13 protein-coding genes and 7 tRNA genes are annotated in these 17,453 nt (G+C 53.5%); 1 reads left to right on the top strand and 19 read right to left on the bottom strand.

Annotated elements, in window-relative coordinates; genetic code table 11:
* Positions 1-12 precede the first annotated feature (12 nt).
* The 11 genes from ABLV78_RS18350 to miaB form a co-directional block, all read right to left on the bottom strand.
* The gene (locus tag ABLV78_RS18350) at positions 13-1,806 is read right to left on the bottom strand and encodes a filamentous hemagglutinin N-terminal domain-containing protein (protein ID WP_047049278.1); all 1,794 of its coding nucleotides are present in this window, start codon (positions 1,804-1,806) and stop codon (positions 13-15) included.
* 39 nt (positions 1,807-1,845) lie between these two features.
* Positions 1,846-3,519, bottom strand: a complete 1,674-nt coding sequence (locus ABLV78_RS18345) for a ShlB/FhaC/HecB family hemolysin secretion/activation protein (RefSeq protein ID WP_047049275.1) — start codon at positions 3,517-3,519, stop codon at positions 1,846-1,848.
* Positions 3,520-3,859: 340 nt separating this feature from the next.
* On the bottom strand, positions 3,860-4,585 hold the full coding sequence (locus tag ABLV78_RS18340) for an amino acid ABC transporter ATP-binding protein (protein WP_015367722.1): 726 nt from the start codon (positions 4,583-4,585) through the stop codon (positions 3,860-3,862).
* The gene (gltK, locus tag ABLV78_RS18335; RefSeq protein WP_045381494.1) at positions 4,585-5,259 is read right to left on the bottom strand and encodes a glutamate/aspartate ABC transporter permease GltK; all 675 of its coding nucleotides are present in this window, start codon (positions 5,257-5,259) and stop codon (positions 4,585-4,587) included. The genes ABLV78_RS18340 and gltK overlap by 1 nt, the downstream gene beginning before the upstream one ends.
* On the bottom strand, positions 5,259-5,999 hold the full coding sequence (locus tag ABLV78_RS18330) for an amino acid ABC transporter permease (protein ID WP_045392974.1): 741 nt from the start codon (positions 5,997-5,999) through the stop codon (positions 5,259-5,261). The genes gltK and ABLV78_RS18330 overlap by 1 nt, the downstream gene beginning before the upstream one ends.
* Positions 6,000-6,162: 163 nt before the next feature.
* Complete coding sequence (locus tag ABLV78_RS18325) at positions 6,163-7,074, bottom strand: amino acid ABC transporter substrate-binding protein (RefSeq protein WP_015367719.1); 912 nt, start codon at positions 7,072-7,074, stop codon at positions 6,163-6,165.
* Positions 7,075-7,489: 415 nt separating this feature from the next.
* Positions 7,490-9,028: an apolipoprotein N-acyltransferase gene (gene lnt, locus ABLV78_RS18320; RefSeq protein WP_047049272.1), complete on the bottom strand. Its 1,539-nt coding sequence runs from the start codon at positions 9,026-9,028 to the stop codon at positions 7,490-7,492.
* A gap of 22 nt (positions 9,029-9,050) precedes the next feature.
* On the bottom strand, positions 9,051-9,929 hold the full coding sequence (gene corC, locus ABLV78_RS18315) for a CNNM family magnesium/cobalt transport protein CorC (protein WP_015704743.1): 879 nt from the start codon (positions 9,927-9,929) through the stop codon (positions 9,051-9,053).
* Positions 9,930-10,087: 158 nt separating this feature from the next.
* Positions 10,088-10,561, bottom strand: coding sequence for an rRNA maturation RNase YbeY (ybeY, locus tag ABLV78_RS18310; RefSeq protein ID WP_042893289.1), 474 nt, complete (start codon positions 10,559-10,561; stop codon positions 10,088-10,090).
* The gene (locus ABLV78_RS18305; protein WP_045392978.1) at positions 10,558-11,604 is read right to left on the bottom strand and encodes a PhoH family protein; all 1,047 of its coding nucleotides are present in this window, start codon (positions 11,602-11,604) and stop codon (positions 10,558-10,560) included. The genes ybeY and ABLV78_RS18305 overlap by 4 nt, the downstream gene beginning before the upstream one ends.
* A 156-nt stretch (positions 11,605-11,760) precedes the next feature.
* Complete coding sequence (gene miaB, locus ABLV78_RS18300) at positions 11,761-13,185, bottom strand: tRNA (N6-isopentenyl adenosine(37)-C2)-methylthiotransferase MiaB (RefSeq protein ID WP_045381508.1); 1,425 nt, start codon at positions 13,183-13,185, stop codon at positions 11,761-11,763.
* Positions 13,186-13,354: 169 nt separating this feature from the next.
* On the opposite strand from miaB, the gene ubiF reads away from it, so the two are divergent.
* Entirely contained in the window at positions 13,355-14,530 is a 1,176-nt protein-coding gene (ubiF, locus tag ABLV78_RS18295) for a 3-demethoxyubiquinol 3-hydroxylase (RefSeq protein WP_047049269.1), read from the top strand.
* A gap of 108 nt (positions 14,531-14,638) precedes the next feature.
* Here the strand turns inward: ubiF and ABLV78_RS18290 are convergent.
* The 8 genes from ABLV78_RS18290 to asnB form a co-directional block, all read right to left on the bottom strand.
* A tRNA-Gln gene (locus ABLV78_RS18290) sits at positions 14,639-14,713 on the bottom strand.
* Positions 14,714-14,812: 99 nt separating this feature from the next.
* A tRNA-Gln gene (locus ABLV78_RS18285) sits at positions 14,813-14,887 on the bottom strand.
* A gap of 45 nt (positions 14,888-14,932) precedes the next feature.
* Positions 14,933-15,009: transfer RNA gene (locus ABLV78_RS18280), tRNA-Met, on the bottom strand.
* Positions 15,010-15,032: 23 nt separating this feature from the next.
* Positions 15,033-15,107 (bottom strand) — tRNA-Gln (locus tag ABLV78_RS18275).
* A gap of 36 nt (positions 15,108-15,143) precedes the next feature.
* Positions 15,144-15,218 (bottom strand) — tRNA-Gln (locus tag ABLV78_RS18270).
* Between the two features lie 23 nt (positions 15,219-15,241).
* Positions 15,242-15,326, bottom strand: a tRNA-Leu gene (locus ABLV78_RS18265).
* Between the two features lie 9 nt (positions 15,327-15,335).
* Positions 15,336-15,412, bottom strand: a tRNA-Met gene (locus ABLV78_RS18260).
* A gap of 225 nt (positions 15,413-15,637) precedes the next feature.
* A complete protein-coding gene (asnB, locus tag ABLV78_RS18255; RefSeq protein WP_015367711.1) occupies positions 15,638-17,302 on the bottom strand; it encodes an asparagine synthase B in 1,665 nt (554 codons plus the stop codon).
* Positions 17,303-17,453: the final 151 nt, after the last annotated feature.

The following is a 17,453-nucleotide window of genomic DNA, read 5'->3' as shown; positions in this document are numbered from 1 at the left end:
ATCGCTGAGTTATTACAGAACGGTATTGATTTCCGCAATCTTAAAGTACTGATAACCGCCCATTTCATTGGTATAGTTATGCGATGAGTTTAGTATCAGCTTGTTAGTACGAATGGTGCCGATATCACAGGTACTCCACTTTAACCAGCCGCAGCCGCGACCGCTATTAACGATTTTTTTCGCGGTCAGGGTCAGGGTGTCATCCGCCTGTAGTAAATAATAGTTGTAGATATTCGCTTTGTTTTGCGTGTCCAGCAGCAAATCACCGGTGCTGTAGATAGTGCCTTCGTTAACAATATCTCCGGTGCTGGTGATCGAAATTGTATTTGCTATTATGGTGCCGGTATTGTTTACCGGGCCGTGGTCGGTTGTAATACTGCCGGCGTTCATCGCGCCATTATTATTCAGCCAATAGCTGTGAGCGGTAATGGCGTTAGTGGCCGTCATTGTTCCATTGGCGCTTTGCGCCAGAGTCCCATTCGTTAGCATATCGATATTTTCACCGGTCATGCTGCCCTGATTATAAATCTCACCGGTGTTGGTGGTGTTGTCCTGATTTAACGACTTGACGGTAACCTTACCTGTCGCGCTGATAGCGCCGGTATTTTTAAAGTTGCTGCCGACAAAGTTCAATACGGTATTTTTACCGCTGATGGTGCCGGCATTGGTGAAATTACCTATTGATGTGGCGGTAATCTGGGCGCCCGAAGTGATTTTAGCCCCGGCGTTGTTGGTTATCGCTCCGTTGCTGGCGGCGATCAGATTGGACGTAGCGCTAATCGTTCCACTATTTTGTAAATTGCCTACGGCACTCAGAACTAATTGTTTAGTGGAGCTGATAGTGCCCTTACTGCCGTTAGTGAGTGCGCCGTAGGTGGTGATTTTCGTCAAGTTTTTAGTTGTCAGCGTACCGTTATTGGTGAAGTTACCGGAGGCGGCGATGCTGGTGAGAAGGCCATTACTGGTGATGGACCCATCGTTGGTCAGTAATCCATTGTTGGTCATGGAAAGTGAAGAGTTGGCGGTGATAGAGCCTTTATTACGTACGCCGAAGCCTAGATTGTTTCCGACCATACTGATGCTGTTGGCTTTAATGCCACCAAGGCTGCTGATATCAATGCTGTATACCGGATTGAGCATTTGCAGCATGGTGGCGGTTTTTCCTGCGGATGTCATAACGCCCGTGCTGTTATCGAAGGTGAAATTACCGCCGCCGACCACGGAACTACCGGCGTTGACCATACCATTGATGGCGACGGCGTCTGCCAGCAATGCGGCATAGCTGGTGGAAGCATCCATACCCTTTTCACCGATAGTGACTTTGCCCTTGGTAATGGTATAGCTGCCGATAGCGCCTTCATCGGTCAGATTGACCTGGCCGGTGGTTAATACCGCCTTGTTGGTGTTAACGAAACTACACCCGGAGCAGGTAATGCCATTGGGGTTGGCAATGACGACGTCGGCTTTTAGACCGGCGACTTCAATAAAACCATTCAGTGAACTGGCTTTATTGGAGGTGACTTCATTGAGGATCACCGACGCCCCGCCGTTGGTCAGATTGTTGTTTTTAGCGATATTGCCAAAAGTCGCGTGATCAATATCACTGCTGCTGTTATTGAGTATTAAACCGTTGCCGTCAACGTTAAATTCACGATACAGGTTGTGCGAAACGCCTGCAGCATTTGGCGCTTCAATATCCACTACCTTTGCGCCTGATAGATGGGTATAAGTCGTCGGGTCGGCATACACTACCGTCGAGCTTAACGCTGCTGCTAAAGCAACATAGGTTAATTTAAACTTAAACATGAATTCATTCCTTTAAATATGATTGGCAATATGTTGGTTTTAATACTTCCATTTCAATGCGAAGCCCATATTGATCGAGTCGCTCTGAAAGTTATCCGGCTTACTTAGCGGCGTACCGATAAAAAGATCATATTGCGTGGAAAGCAGCTTGCCACGTAATCCGCTAACCGCACCTGAAATCACTTTCCCTTGCCGATATTGTTCGCTGCCAATAATACGACCAATATCTAATCCTAAATAAAATTGCTGTTCCGGGCCGGCAATATCCCAGATAAAATCATTACTCCAGTACCAGCCCTGATTGCCTGAGAGAGTATATTCGCCATCAAATCCGCGGACCGTCCAGCGGTTGCCAATATTAAATTGGTTATCCGAAGAGAGAATATCCGGGCTGTATTGCGCATTAAAATGCGGTGCATAACTAAATTTGTCGCCGGTTAAATCGAATTTCATCAAAGCCTGCAAGTCGGCGTGCACGACGCGTGAACGCTTGCTGAACAGGCCTGCTTTTTCTTCTGGCGTGGCGACGGAGCTTAGCCATGGAAGGCGGCGTTGTAGCCCCAGACTGGCGGCGACGACTTTTTTATCGAAATAACGTTGCTGGCGTAGCGTCAGCTCCCATGTCGGGTTTTGTTTGCGCATCACCCCGAGCTCCTCACCGCCAAAGTAGTAGCGTGAAGCGCTTTTTGCGATGCGTAAATCCAGCGATGTCTGTTGCTGACGAGTATGCGACAGGAGTCGCGACAGCGTAGCGCTGTAGTAGCGGTTTTTACTTTTATAGTCCGTTTGCGACCAGGCGCCTTTGAACAGCTGTCTATATTGACTCTGCGAACCGTAAAGACTTAATGACCAGTAGCCGAAGGGGATCGAGTAATAAAGACTGCCATTCTGGTTGCCGTCATTATGCTGATTAAATTCAATATCGCCGCCGCCGGAGACATAGAAAATATCGTTGAGCGTGGTGACATCATACAAATAGAGCGCGCCGCCGGCCTGATAGCGGCCGCTGGCGCGGCTGCCAGCATCATCAACCCAGGCGCCGACCTGCCACTTTTTATCCAGACGACGCGTAAGCATCAGATTGCTTTCCGCCTCCCGCTGTCCCGGCAAGATTTGCATATTCGCTGAACTTCCCGGCAGGCGAAGCAGGTTTTCCATCCCCTGTTCCAGGTCAGAGAGGCGCAGAATATCTCCCTCACTCGCGGGGATATTGTTCCAGATACTGGTGGGTTGCTCACTTGTCGTTGACCAGAGTATTTCACCGATTCTGCCATACGCCAGCTCGAGCTTTAGTGTCCCTTGCGTCAATGACTGTTCCGGGATAGTCACTAATGAAGTGATATAACCGCGGGCGATTAACTCATTTTGTAATGCCATGGCGAGGTACTGAATGCCGTTAATCCCAAGGCAACGATGCAGAGCTTGAGACGTGAGATTATCCAGTAGCTTATGTGTGAGCCCCGGCTCGGCGGAATCGATACGAATGGTGTTGATTAACCGACAGTTTTTTTCCTCGGGAAACGTTAGCGTTTGTCTGTCGGTATTAATTTGCGAAGCTTGAGTGCCCTGGTGCTGTGGCGTTAGCGCCGCCTGACGCGCTTTATCCTGCTCATTTTGATTCGTTGTGGCCGAGGCAATGGTGCTGGCAATAGCCTGCTGTTGACATAAAAATAAAATTAGCAGGGCGTGAATCAGGTTGTGTTTATTAAACATGAAGCAAGATCCATTTGTTTCATTGAATGGGGGTGTCGTGTTTTTAAGCGCGCAGGTGCATCTTTAGAAAAATTATTTTTATTTAAGCGTAATGTTATGTAGAGAAATTTTCCCTGAAGCCGTTTTTAACGGGGGGTATGTTAGCTGTGGCGGTAACGCTTAGCTATGCGAAGGAAACTGAATTTTATATGAATTAAACTAATTTAGAATGTGAATTATTGGGCGCGGCGGCTGATTCATTTACTGACTTAATAGAGATAGTCTTAAAATAAACCACTAATATATGTGTGCAATATTGCAGGGGGAAAGAAGGCGCGCACATGAGGTGCGCGCTGGGATTTTAGTGCAGGATTTTGGCGAGGAAATCTTTCGCGCGTTCTGATTGCGGGTTGGCGAAGAAGGCTTCTTTATCGACATCTTCGACAATTTTACCTTCATCCATAAAGATGACCCGGTTGGCTACTTTACGGGCAAAGCCCATTTCGTGCGTCACTACCATCATGGTCATGCCTTCGTTAGCCAGTTCGACCATGACATCCAGCACTTCGTTGATCATCTCCGGGTCAAGCGCTGAGGTCGGCTCATCGAACAGCATCGCAATCGGATCCATACACAGCGCGCGGGCGATCGCGACACGCTGCTGCTGACCGCCGGAGAGCTGCGCCGGATATTTTTCCGCATGAGCCGCCAGGCCCACGCGCTCCAATAATTTGAGACCCTTTTTACGGGAAGATTCTTTATCGCGATTAAGAACCTTAATTTGCGCCAGCGTCAGATTGTCGATGATCGACAGATGCGGGAACAGTTCAAAGTGCTGGAATACCATGCCGACGCGGGAACGCAATTTAGCAAGATTGGTTTTCTTATCGTTAACCTGGGTGCCATCAACGATAATTTCGCCTTGCTGGACCGGCTCCAGGCCGTTAACGGTTTTAATCAGCGTCGATTTACCGGAGCCAGACGGCCCGCAGACCACGACGACTTCGCCTTTTTTCACTTCGGTGGAGCAATCGGTCAGCACCTGAAAGTGACCATACCATTTTGAAATATTTTTCAGGGTAATCATTACACAGTCCTTTTCTTCAACCAGCTGACCAACAGCGATGCGCTGAGACTAAATACAAAATAAACGGCGCCTGCGAACAGGATCATTTCCACCTGGGTTCCGTCGCGCTCGCCAATAGTAGAGGCGGTACGGAAGAAATCGGCCAGACTCAGGACATACACCAGTGAGGTATCCTGGAACAGCACAATCCCCTGGGTTAATAGCAGCGGGACCATCGCGCGGAAGGCCTGCGGCAGGATCACCAGCTTCATCGATTGCCAGTGGGTCATTCCCAGCGCCAGCGCGGCGCTTGATTGACCGCGGGAAATGCTCTGGATACCGGCGCGAATAATTTCCGAATAGTAGGCCGCTTCAAACATCGAAAATGCCACCATTGCCGAAATCAGGCGAATATCGGTTTTCGGCGACAGCCCCAGCACGTTTTGCAGGAATCCGGGAACGATCAGATAGAACCACAGCAGCACCATCACCAGCGGAATCGAGCGGAAAACGTTAACGTAAGTTTTGGCAAACCACGCCAGCGGCAGGAAGCTTGACAGGCGCATCACCGCCAGAATGGTGCCCCAAACGATACCGAAAATAATCGCCGTGACGGTGATTTTCAGCGTAATGACCAATCCTGCCAGCAGGTAGGGCATGGAAGGAACAATTGAACTCCAGTCAAAATCGTACATTATTTGCCTCCCATATTGCCCGGCAGACGAACTTTACGTTCAACCACGTACATCACCAGCATAATGACGGCGTTGATGAAGACATAGGCGAGGGTGATCGCGGTAAACGATTCCCAGGCGTGGGCAGAGTAATCCAGTAACTTGCCGGCCTGCGCCGCCATATCCGCCAGGCCGATGGTGGAAGCGATGGCCGAGTTTTTTACCAGGTTCATCATTTCCGAGGTCATCGGCGGCACGATAACGCGATAAGCGTTCGGCAGCAGCACGTAGCGATAGGTTTGCGGCAGGGTCAGGCCCATCGCCAGGCCGGCATTTTTCTGCCCGCGAGGAAGGGACTGTATTGCGGCGCGAACCTGCTCGCAGACGCGGGCGGCGGTAAACAGCCCGAGGCACAGCATTGAGGAGACAAAGAACTGAATATTGGGATCCAGCTCGGATTTAAACCACATACCGACGTTTTCCGGCAGAAATTCCGGAATAACAAGGTACCAGGTAAAGAACTGCACGATCAGTGGAACGTTACGAAACAGTTCGACGTAACAGGTACCAATCCCGGCTAACCAGCGGTTAGGGACGGTACGCAGAATGCCGAACAGCGAGCCGACAAGGAAAGCGATAATCCAGGCGCTAATCGACAGTGCGACGGTAACCTGAAAGCCGCTCCATAACCAGCCTAAGTAAGTGGTGTTGCCGAACGGGGCGGGTTGCAGGAATATTCCCCAGTTCCAGTCTATTGACATAAATAAACTCCAGAAAAAAAAGGGTAGCAGCGCTACCCTCGAAGATTGTTGCCCTGCTTGTTTCGGTATTCGCGGCGGCTGGGGAACGACCAGCCGCCGTATAGTCTGTCCGTGCGAAGGCAACAATCGGGAGGGCTACTTTGTCGAGCCCCTGTTTTTTTAATTAGTTAAGAGCTTTATCATTCGGTGATTTGAACAGCGCCTTCATGTCGTCGGACAGTTCGAAGTTCAGGTTCAGATTTTTCGGCGGAATCGGGTTCTTGAACCAGGTGTCGAACCATTTTGCCGCTTCGCCGGAGGTCTGCGCCTGGGCGACGGTGTCATCGACCAGCGTTTTGAACGACGCGTCGTCTTTACGCAGCATGCAGCCATAGGCCTCTTTCGATTGCGGCGTACCGACGATTTCCCAGTTATCCGGTTTCTTCGCTTTTGCGCGCTCGCCGGCCAGCAGGGCATCATCCATCATAAAGGCCACCGCGCGGCCGCTTTCCAGAGTACGGAAGGAGTCACCGTGATCTTTCGCGCTGATGATGCGCATGTTCATTTTCTTCTCGTCGTTGAGCTTATGCAGCAGGACTTCCGAGGTGGTACCGGAGGTGACGACCACCGCTTTGTCTTTCAGATCCGGGAAGTCTTTAATCGGGCCGCCTTTTTTCACCAGCAGACGGGTGCCGACGACGAAGATCGTGTCAGAGAAGGCGGCCTGTTTCTGGCGCTCCAGGTTGTTGGTGGTGGAGCCGCACTCGAAATCATAGGTGCCGTTCTGCAGCAGCGGGATACGGTTCTGCGAGGTGACCGGAATCAGCTTCACCTGCAGATCGGGTTTGTTCAGTTTTTTCTTGATGGCTTCAACGATAGCGTTGGAGTAATCCTGAGAGTAACCCACCACTTTCTGTTGGTTATCGTAGTAGGAGAATGGTACGGACGATTCGCGGTGGCCGACGACGATCACCCCGTTTTTGGCGATTTTATCCAGCGTGCTCTGACCTGCGGCCGGGGCGGCATCTTCAGCGTGCGCCAGACCGGCGGTCACTCCCATGACCAGCATTGCGGCGGCCAGTTTACGTAATTGCATATCCAACTCCTTATCCTTAACGCCAGGGACGCTAGTGATACCCATTGTGATTGTGTGTATGTGTTGTTATTCCAGTTAGCTCTGCCGTAAGGCGGCGCTTTCGGGAATCGTCTGCAATCTTAAAGTGCAGTATTTGTATGAGCTTGTTAGCATTTAGTTTGGCTTAATGTAAAGATTTTGATGCGTTATTGTTTATTTTTGCGAAGCACTCCGCACCATTTATGGGCAAAAATGGTTTGTTGCACCAACATGGCGCGAAGTGCGAACGCTTTCGGTGCAACCCCGGTGCAACCGCGGTCAAAATCGTCTACAGGGGGAAATTAAGCAATGGGCGTGCCAGATTGGCGCAAGGGAGCGTAAAGCAGGGAAGAGTCACCGGCGACAAACGCCGCCGGGAGTTGGCCGGCGGAGAAGGTTAGCGACGACGCTGGCGCAGGCTCATCACCAGCGCGGCAAAGCCGAAGAGGGCGGTTAACGCCCACAGCGGCCAGTTGCCGGTACGGGCATACGGCGTCAGGCCGGTGGTTGGCGTGACCTTAGTGGTCAACACCGCGCGGGTAAACTGCGGGATCATGTCCTGAATTTCACCACGCGGGCCGATAACGGCGGTAATACCGTTGTTGGTGCTGCGCAGCAGCGGGCGCGCCAGCTCCAGCGCGCGCATCCGCGCCATCTGGAAGTGCTGCCACGGGCCGATCGATTTACCAAACCATGCATCGTTGGAGATGGTCAGCAGGTAATCGGTATCCGGGCGGAAATTATCGCGGACCTGTTCGCCGAGAATAATTTCGTAGCAAATTGCCGCCGTGAGTTTCAGGTTATGCGCCACCAGCTGCGGCTGCACGTAAGGACCGCGGCTGAACGAGGACATCGGCAAATCGAAGAACGGCGCCAGCGGGCGTAAAATCGACTCCAGCGGCACAAATTCGCCGAACGGCACCAGATGGTTCTTGTTGTAGCGGTTGGTCGAGTCGTAGCTGTACGGATTATCTTTACCCAGCGTAATGATGGTGTTGTAGGTATCGTAGCGGTTTTGTTTATTGAGCCGCGCATCGACAATACCGGTAATCAGCGAGCTATTTTTGGCCCGCATCAGGTCATCAACCATGCTGAGGAAATGCTGCTGATTGATTTCCAGATCCGGGATCGCAGATTCCGGCCAGATAATCAGCTGCGATTTACCCATATGCGGCTGGGTGAGATCGAGGTAGGTTTTCAGGGTATTAACCAGCTGGTTTTCATCCCATTTCATCGCCTGCGGGATATCGCCCTGCACCAGCGAGACTTCCGTCGCGCGTGCCGGCAGCAACTGGTACCACTGAATGTAACGCAGCGGGAAGGGCAGGGCAAACAGCACCGCGGCGATCAGCAGCGGTTTCCAGCTGCGTTGCACAATAGCCAGCGCCAGCAGACCGCTGACCACCATTAACAGAAAGTTTATCGCCTCAACGCCCATCACCGGCGCCAGACCTTTTAGCGGGCCGTCAATCTGGCTATAGCCGAACTGCAGCCACGGGAAACCGGTCAATACCCAGCCGCGGAGAAATTCGGTAATTTGCCAGACCGCAGGCGCGGCGATGGCCAGACGGATCCAGTTGGTTTTCGGCCACAGTTTCGCGAGGAGCCCGGCGAAAAGGCCGGTATACAGCGATAGATAGGCCGCCAGGAGGGCAACGAGGAAAACGTTAACCGGGCCCGGCATGCCGCCGAACTGCGCGATGCTAACGTAAACCCAGTTAATACCGGTGCCGAATAGCCCAAGCCCCCAGAAGTAGCCAATCCAGGCGCTCTGTAGCGGGCGACGGTTAAGAGTGAGCGCCTGCAGACCAAACAGCGAGACGATGGCCGCCGGCCAGAAGTCGTAAGGTGAAAAAGCCAGCGTTCCGCTGGCTCCGAATAATAGCGCCAGCAGCAGACGTACGCGCTGGCGTTCAAGTAAAGAGGCAAATACCATTTAGGTTAATCGTCCCGTTAAATTAGTCTTCCAGCTTCGGCTGCGGCGCATCATCAGGAAGCTTTACATGGACCTGAATAATACGTCTGCTGTCAGCCATTGCGACCTTGAATTGGTAACCATCAATGTCAATCGACTCGCCGCGGGCCGGCAGATGACCAAAGGCCTGCATCACCAGCCCGCCGATGGTATCGACCTCTTCATCGCTGAAGTGGGTGCCGTAGGCTTTATTGAAGTCTTCAATCGATGCCAGCGCGCGTACCGTCCAGGTATGACGGCTTAGCTGACGGAAATCGATATCTTCCTCTTCGTCATACTCGTCTTCGATTTCGCCGACGATAAGCTCAAGGATGTCTTCAATCGTCACCAGGCCGGAGACGCCGCCGAACTCGTCGATGACGATCGCCATATGATAACGTTGCGAGCGGAACTCTTTCAGCATGCGGTCAACCCGCTTGCTTTCAGGCACGACAACCGCCGGGCGTAACACTTTTTCCATGCTGAAAGCTTCGGCGTCGCTGCGCATAAACGGCAGCAGATCCTTAGCCATCAGAATCCCTTCAATGTGATCTTTATCTTCGCTAATGACCGGGAAACGCGAGTGGGCGGATTCGATGATCACATCGAGGCACTCGTCCAGCGTCTGGTTGCGTTTCAGGGTAATCATTTGCGAGCGCGGGATCATAATATCGCGGACGCGCTGGTCGGCGATATCCATTACCCCTTCGAGCATGTCGCGCGTATCTTCATCGATAAGCTCGTTCTGCCCGGAGTCACGGATCAGCGCCAATAATTCATCACGGTTTTTCGGTTCACCGTGAAAAAGTTGGCTGAGTAAGAGGGAGAAAAATCCCTTTTTGCTGTTTACTGTGTCACTACTGTGTGAATTGTCGTCGCTCATGGCGTCGTATGGGTTCTCGTGTTGATTTAATTGTCGCTCGTCGCGCGTAAACTCAGCGTCGTACGGCATGTTTAGCCTGATGGCGCTACGCCTGTCAGGCCTTCGATACGCATGAATGTAGGCCGGATAAGGCGCTCGCGCCGTCATCCGGCAAGTTACTATTCAGCAATCTTCTCGGCAATGTACGGATCCTCATAGCCCAGAGCAAGCATTATCTCTGTTTCGAGACCTTCCATTTCTTCCGCTTCGTCGTCTTCGATATGATCGTAGCCCAGCAGGTGCAGGCTACCGTGCACGACCATGTGCGCCCAGTGGGCCTCCAGCGGTTTTTCCTGCTCTTTGGCTTCCTGTTCAACCACCTGGCGGCAGATGATCAGATCGCCGAGCAGCGGCATCTCAATGCCCGGCGGGGCTTCGAAAGGGAAGGAGAGGACGTTAGTCGGCTTATCCTTGCCGCGATAGGTCAGGTTCAGCTCGTGGCTTTCGGCGACATCCACCAGGCGAATCGTTAACTCTGACTCTTCCTGGAATTGCGGGATGACGGCATCCACCCAGCGTTGAAAGAGGGCTTCGTCCGGTAGACCGCTGGTGTCTTCGCAGGCCAGCTGTAAATCGAGAATCACCTGACTCATTTTTGCTCCTGTTCCTGGGCTTCGCGTTTGCGCTCGGCGGCCAGTTCTGCTTTACGTTTTTGTTCGGCTTCTTCCCATGCCTCATAGGCATTGACGATGCGGGCGACCACCGGATGGCGAACCACATCTTCGCTGTGGAAGAAGTTGAAGCTGATTTCATCGACTTCCGCCAGCACTTCAACGGCGTGACGCAGGCCTGATTTGGTATTACGCGGCAGGTCAATCTGGGTAACGTCGCCGGTGATAACCGCTTTCGAGTTAAAGCCGATACGGGTCAGGAACATCTTCATCTGTTCGATGGTGGTGTTCTGGCTTTCGTCGAGAATGATAAAGGCGTCATTCAGCGTACGCCCGCGCATATAGGCCAGCGGCGCGACTTCAATCACGTTGCGCTCAATCAGCTTCTCGACTTTCTCAAAGCCGAGCATCTCGAACAGCGCGTCATACAGCGGGCGCAAATAGGGGTCAACCTTCTGGCTTAAGTCGCCCGGCAGGAAGCCAAGCTTCTCGCCCGCTTCGACCGCAGGACGAGTCAGCAGAATACGCCGAATCTCCTGGCGTTCCAGAGCATCGACCGCCGCGGCAACCGCGAGGTAGGTTTTACCGGTACCCGCCGGCCCGACGCCAAAGGTAATGTCGTGGTCGAGGATGTTGGCGATGTACTGCGCCTGGTTTGGCGTACGCGGTTTGATAACCCCGCGTTTGGTTTTGATATTGATGGCCTTACCGTATTCCGGCACGCTCTCGGCGCTCTGTTCGAGCACCCGAGCTTCTTTAATAGCCAGATGGATTTGTTCCGGTTCAATATCCTGAATCTGGCCGCGCATTGGCGCGGTATCGACATACAGGCTTGTCAGAATATCGGCCGCGGCGTGCACGCAGATCGCGCGGCCGGTCAGTTTAAAATGATTGTCGCGGCGGTTGATCTCAATCCCCAACCGGCGCTCCAGCTGTTTGATGTTGTCGTCAAACGGGCCGCACAGCGCTAACAGGCGGGTATTGTCCGCTGGCTCCAGGGTAATTTCACGGGTTTCTATGTTCAAACTGTTCCTCTTATTACGCGTGTTGCCGGAGGGCGTTCGTCATCCGGCCAATAAGGAAATTATTCACGTCACGGGAATATGGCGCAAGCATTGCTGTAGATATAGGGGCGAGGAGGGGAAATGCAAGGCCTGCCGGAACCGACAGGCCTGCGGGGATTACGGCTGATAGATGCCGACGCCCAGATCGTTTTCTTTACGCGTACGCGCAATGACCGACTCCGGCGACTCCACGACGCGTAGCCCCATCTCGTCTTCGGTGCGGACGATTTTGCCGCGTAATGAGTTAGTGTAGACATCGACGATTTCCACGTCGACGAATTTACCGACCATATCCGGCGTGCCTTCGAAGTTCACCACGCGGTTGTTCTCGGTGCGCCCGGAGAGCTCCATCAGGCTCTTACGCGACGTGCCTTCTACCAGAATACGCTGGGTGGTGCCGAGCATGCGGCGGCTCCACGCCATCGCTTGCTGATTAATACGCTCCTGCAGAATGTACAGGCGCTGTTTTTTATCGGCTTCAGAGACATCGTCGACCATATCCGCCGCCGGGGTGCCCGGGCGGGCAGAGAAGATAAAGCTGTAGCTGACGTCAAAGTTAACCTCGGCAATCAGCTTCATGGTTTTTTCGAAGTCTTCCGTCGTTTCGCCAGGGAAGCCGACGATAAAATCGGAGCTAATCTGGATATCCGGGCGCGCTTCGCGCAGCTTGCGGATAATCGCTTTATATTCCAGCACGGTGTGGGTACGGCCCATCAGGTTCAGTACGCGATCGGAACCGGCCTGTACCGGTAAATGCAGGAAGCTCACCAGTTCAGGAGTATCGCGATAGACCTCGATGATATCGTCAGTGAACTCAATCGGGTGGCTGGTGGTGAAGCGAATACGATCGATACCGTCGATGGCGGCGACCAGACGCAGCAGATCGGCAAAGTTGCCGGTCGTGCCGTCGTAGTTTTCACCGCGCCAGGCGTTAACGTTCTGCCCCAGCAGGTTCACTTCACGCACCCCTTGCGCCGCCAGTTGGGCGATTTCAAACAGAATATCGTCGCACGGACGGCTCACTTCTTCACCGCGGGTATAGGGCACCACGCAGTAAGTACAATATTTGTTGCAGCCTTCCATGATGGAAACGAAGGCGGTCGGCCCCTCGGCGCGCGGTTCCGGCAGGCGATCGAATTTTTCGATTTCCGGGAAGCTCACGTCGATAACCGGTTTATGGTTGTTGCGCACCGCGTCGATCATCTCCGGCAGGCGGTGCAGCGTCTGCGGGCCAAAAATAATGTCAACGTAATGGGCGCGCTGGCGAATCAGCTTGCCTTCCTGGGAGGCGACACAGCCGCCGACGCCGATAATGACTCCGGGTTTTTTCTCTTTTAGCAGTTTCCAGCGGCCAAGCTGATGGAACACTTTTTCCTGCGCCTTCTCGCGAATTGAGCAGGTGTTGAGCAGCAGCACGTCCGCTTCTTCGGCCACTTCTGTGAGTTGATACCCATGGGTGGCATCCAGCAGATCGGCCATCTTGGATGAATCGTATTCGTTCATCTGACAGCCCCAGGTTTTAATATGGAGTTTTTTTGTCATCGACTTGCTCATGCTCAATTATAAAGACGGGTATAAGTTAAGAATTAGAATTCGTTTGCAGGGTACGCATTGTAATGCTTTGGTTGCCACCTGACCAGTGCGACCACGATCCCCGCAAGGCGCAAAAAATCCGGTAAACTTAAGGAAATCAGCTTTAAGGATAATTGCCATGACAATTCATGCAACAGATATCGCCATCGTCGGCGGCGGAATGGTCGGCGGCGCGCTGGCGCTGGGGCTGGCGCAACACGGGTTTTCGGTAGCGGTGATAGAAAAACACGCGCCTCCGGCCTTTGATGCCGCTGCGGCGCCGGATGTGCGTATTTCGGCGATCAGCGCGTCGTCGGTCGGCCTGCTCAAAAGCCTCGGCGTCTGGGAGGCGGTGCGCGCTATGCGCGCGCATGCTTATCGGCGTCTTGAAACCTGGGAGTGGGAAAGCGCGCACGTTGACTTTAATGCCGCCGAACTGAAGCTGCCTGAGCTTGGCTATATGGTGGAAAATAACGTGCTACAGCTGGCGCTGTGGCAGGCGCTCGAAGCCCATCCGCAGGTGACCTTGCGGGTTGGCGTGACGTTAAGCGAGCTTAATCGTGAGCCGCAGGGCGTTTCGCTGCGCCTGAGCGATGAGAGCGTTTGCGCGGCGCAACTGGCGATCGGCGCCGACGGCGCGAATTCGCAGGTGCGCGAGCTGGCCGGCATTGGCGTGCAGGCGTGGCAATATCAGCAATCCTGTATGTTAATTAGCGTGCAGTGCGCCGACGATCCCGGCGATAGTACCTGGCAACAGTTTACCCCCAGCGGGCCGCGCGCGTTCCTGCCGCTATTTGATAACTGGGCGTCGCTGGTGTGGTACGACACCCCGGCGCGCATCCGCCAGCTGCAGGCGATGTCGATGGCCCAACTGCAGCAGGAAATTACCGCGCATTTCCCAAAACGTCTGGGCAGCGTGACGCCAATGAGCGCCGGCGCCTTCCCGTTAACCCGCCGTCATGCGTTGCAGTACGTGCAACCGGGACTGGCGTTGGTTGGGGATGCGGCGCATACCATTCATCCGTTGGCGGGGCAGGGGGTCAACCTTGGCTATCGCGACGTGGACGCGCTGCTGGATATTTTGGCGGAAGCCCGCGGGCGCGGTGAGGCCTGGTCCAGTTTGCCGGTGCTGAAGCGCTATCAGGCGCGGCGCCGGGCGGATAACTTTATTATGCAATCCGGCATGGATCTGTTCTATGCGGGCTTCAGCAACGATTTAGCGCCGGTACGCGTGCTGCGTAATATTGGCCTGATGGCAGCCGAACGTGCCGGAGTATTGAAACGCCAGGCATTGAAGTATGCATTAGGATTGTAGTAAGTCTATACCCATGGGACTGCGGGCAGGTTTTGCAGTCCCCGGCGGGGAAATAGCCATCAGCAGAAAGCAAAAAAGCTCACCGAAGTGAGCTTTTTTACTAATAAGTGGCTGGGGTACGAGGATTCGAACCTCGGAATGCCGGAATCAGAATCCGGTGCCTTACCGCTTGGCGATACCCCAATTGTCTGCTGGTGTTTCGTGTGCCGGACTCAGCCCGGTGGCCTTACAGCCTGGCGATACCCCAACAGGTTGCGTTCACAGAGGAACGTCTTTTGAATTTGGCTGGGGTACGAGGATTCGAACCTCGGAATGCCGGAATCAGAATCCGGTGCCTTACCGCTTGGCGATACCCCAACAAATTTTTACGGATTTACCGATGTTAACCGATAGTCCTGAATATGGTGGCTACGACGGGATTCGAACCTGTGACCCCATCATTATGAGTGATGTGCTCTAACCAGCTGAGCTACGTAGCCAAATTGTCATGCTGTTTCTTCGATGGCTGGGGTACCTGGATTCGAACCAGGGAATGCCGGTATCAAAAACCGGTGCCTTACCGCTTGGCGATACCCCAATACCGTCGCGGCTAACCGCAAATATCGAAGAAATATGGCTGGGGTACCTGGATTCGAACCAGGGAATGCCGGTATCAAAAACCGGTGCCTTACCGCTTGGCGATACCCCATCCGTGCAACGCTTTTTAGTGAATGGTGCGGGAGGCGAGACTTGAACTCGCACACCTTGCGGCGCCAGAACCTAAATCTGGTGCGTCTACCAATTTCGCCACTCCCGCAAAAAAAGATGGTGGCTACGACGGGATTCGAACCTGTGACCCCATCATTATGAGTGATGTGCTCTAACCAGCTGAGCTACGTAGCCATCTTTTTTTCGCGTTACCTTATCGGCGTTGCGGGGCGCATTATGCGTATTGGGCCTGCGAGCGTCAACCACTTTTTCAAGGAAAATCGTCGTAATGTGACTGTTTGGTTAGGTTGCGAACAGCATGCTGCAATAATCGGCAAGAATTGATTATTTATCGTTTTTATTTGCCAAATTCGGCATAAAAAAACGGACCCCGTAGGATCCGTTATTCGCCAGAATGGCTTACTTATAAGCCGACTGGTGGACGCCGACCGCGCGTCCTGATGGATCGTTCATGGTTTTGAACGCTTCATCCCACTCGATGGCTTTCGCCGAAGAGCAGGCGACGGACGGGCCGCCGGGGACGCATTCCGCCGCGCTTGGCAGCGGGAACAGCTCTTCGAAGATTTCGCGGTACAGGTAGCCTTCTTTAGAGGTCGGCGTGTTGTACGGGAAGCGGAAGCTTGCCGTCTCCAGCTGCTGGTCGCTAATCTGTTTTGCCGCCACCTCTTTCAGCGTATCAATCCAGCTATAGCCTACGCCGTCGGAGAACTGTTCTTTCTGGCGCCAGGCGACGCTGGCCGGCAGATAGGACTCAAAGCATTCGCGCAAAATATGTTTTTCCATTTTGCCGTTGCCGCACATTTTATCCTGCGGGTTGATGCGCATCGCCACATCGAGGAATTTCTTATCAAGGAACGGTACGCGGGCCTCTACCCCCCAGGCGGACATCGCTTTGTTGGCGCGGGCGCAGTCAAACATGTGCAGCGCCTGCAGTTTACGCACCGTTTCTTCATGCAGTTCTTTGGCATTCGGCGCTTTGTGGAAGTAGAGATACCCGCCGAATACTTCATCGGAGCCTTCGCCGGAGAGCACCATTTTGATGCCCATGGCTTTAATTTTACGCGACATCAGGTACATCGGCGTCGAGGCGCGAATGGTGGTCACGTCATACGTTTCGATGTGATAGATAACATCGCGGATCGCATCCAGCCCTTCCTGCACCGTAAAGTGAATTTCGTGATGCACGGTGCCGAGGTGGTTTGCGACTTCCTGTGCCGCTTTGAGGTCAGGGGAGCCTTCGAGGCCGACCGCGAATGAGTGCAGCTGCGGCCACCAGGCTTCGCTGCGCTCCTGATCTTCAACGCGGCGTGCGGCGTATTTTTTGGTAATGGCCGAAATCACCGAAGAGTCCAGGCCGCCGGAAAGCAGCACGCCGTAAGGAACATCGGACATCAGGTGGCTTTTCACCGACTCTTCCAGCGCCTGACGCAGTTCGTTTTTATCCGTGACGTTGTCTTTTACCGCGTCGTAGTCGAACCAGTCGCGCTGATAGTACTGGCGAATTTCACCATCCTGGCTCCACAGGTAGCTACCTGCAGGGAACTCTTTAATCGTACGGCAAACCGGCACCAGCGCTTTCATTTCGGAGGCGACGTAGAAGTTGCCGTGCTCATCATGGCCCATGTACAGCGGGATAATACCGATATGGTCGCGGCCAATCAGGTAAGCGTCTTTCTCGCTGTCATACAGCGCGAAGGCAAACATTCCCTGCAGTTCATCGAGGAACTCCGGCCCTTTTTCCTGGTACAGCGCGAGGATCACTTCACAGTCGGAACCGGTCTGGAACTGGTAGCGGTCGCCATATTCGGCGCGCAGCGCCTGGTGGTTGTAGATTTCACCGTTGACCGCCAGGGCATGGGTTTTTTGTTGGTTATAGAGCGGCTGGGCCCCGGCGTTGACGTCGACTATCGACAGACGTTCGTGGGCGAGAATCGCTTTATCGCTGGCATAAACGCCGGACCAGTCCGGTCCGCGGTGGCGCATCAGGCGGGAAAGTTCCAGTGCCTTTTTACGCAGTTCGCCTGCGTCAGTTTTAATATCCAGTACGCCAAAAATAGAACACATAGCCTTCTCCGTTACCCTGTCATGTGGTGATGTTGTGCAGACCTCGTCTCTTGCAAGGTCTTAGTGCGTGTTAAAGAAAATGCCGTAAAGGAGAGTGGGGCGCAAGAGATTTACCGGCGGAAAAGTAAAAAGTGCAATACTGATTGTCGAA

It is taken from the genome of Klebsiella sp. CN_Kp075, assembly GCF_040065055.2.
In the GTDB taxonomy this organism is placed as follows: domain Bacteria; phylum Pseudomonadota; class Gammaproteobacteria; order Enterobacterales; family Enterobacteriaceae; genus Klebsiella; species Klebsiella aerogenes.
Note: the sequence above shows the minus strand (reverse complement) of the source record. Positions and strands in the feature narration are given on the sequence as shown.

Bases quoted from the DNA above. Each gene is read 5' to 3' on its own strand.
- ABLV78_RS18325 (WP_015367719.1), bottom strand. From the start codon at position 7,074: ATGCAATTACGTAAACTGGCCGCCGCAATGCTGGTCATGGGAGTGACC.
- gltK (WP_045381494.1), bottom strand. From the start codon at position 5,259: ATGTACGATTTTGACTGGAGTTCAATTGTTCCTTCCATGCCCTACCTG.
- ABLV78_RS18330 (WP_045392974.1), bottom strand. From the start codon at position 5,999: ATGTCAATAGACTGGAACTGGGGAATATTCCTGCAACCCGCCCCGTTC.
- corC (WP_015704743.1), bottom strand. From the start codon at position 9,929: ATGAGCGACGACAATTCACACAGTAGTGACACAGTAAACAGCAAAAAG.
- miaB (WP_045381508.1), bottom strand. From the start codon at position 13,185: ATGACAAAAAAACTCCATATTAAAACCTGGGGCTGTCAGATGAACGAA.
- ubiF (WP_047049269.1), top strand. From the start codon at position 13,355: ATGACAATTCATGCAACAGATATCGCCATCGTCGGCGGCGGAATGGTC.
- ybeY (WP_042893289.1), bottom strand. From the start codon at position 10,561: ATGAGTCAGGTGATTCTCGATTTACAGCTGGCCTGCGAAGACACCAGC.
- ABLV78_RS18340 (WP_015367722.1), bottom strand. From the start codon at position 4,585: ATGATTACCCTGAAAAATATTTCAAAATGGTATGGTCACTTTCAGGTG.
- lnt (WP_047049272.1), bottom strand. From the start codon at position 9,028: ATGGTATTTGCCTCTTTACTTGAACGCCAGCGCGTACGTCTGCTGCTG.
- ABLV78_RS18350 (WP_047049278.1), bottom strand. From the start codon at position 1,806: ATGTTTAAGTTTAAATTAACCTATGTTGCTTTAGCAGCAGCGTTAAGC.
- ABLV78_RS18345 (WP_047049275.1), bottom strand. From the start codon at position 3,519: ATGTTTAATAAACACAACCTGATTCACGCCCTGCTAATTTTATTTTTA.
- asnB (WP_015367711.1), bottom strand. From the start codon at position 17,302: ATGTGTTCTATTTTTGGCGTACTGGATATTAAAACTGACGCAGGCGAA.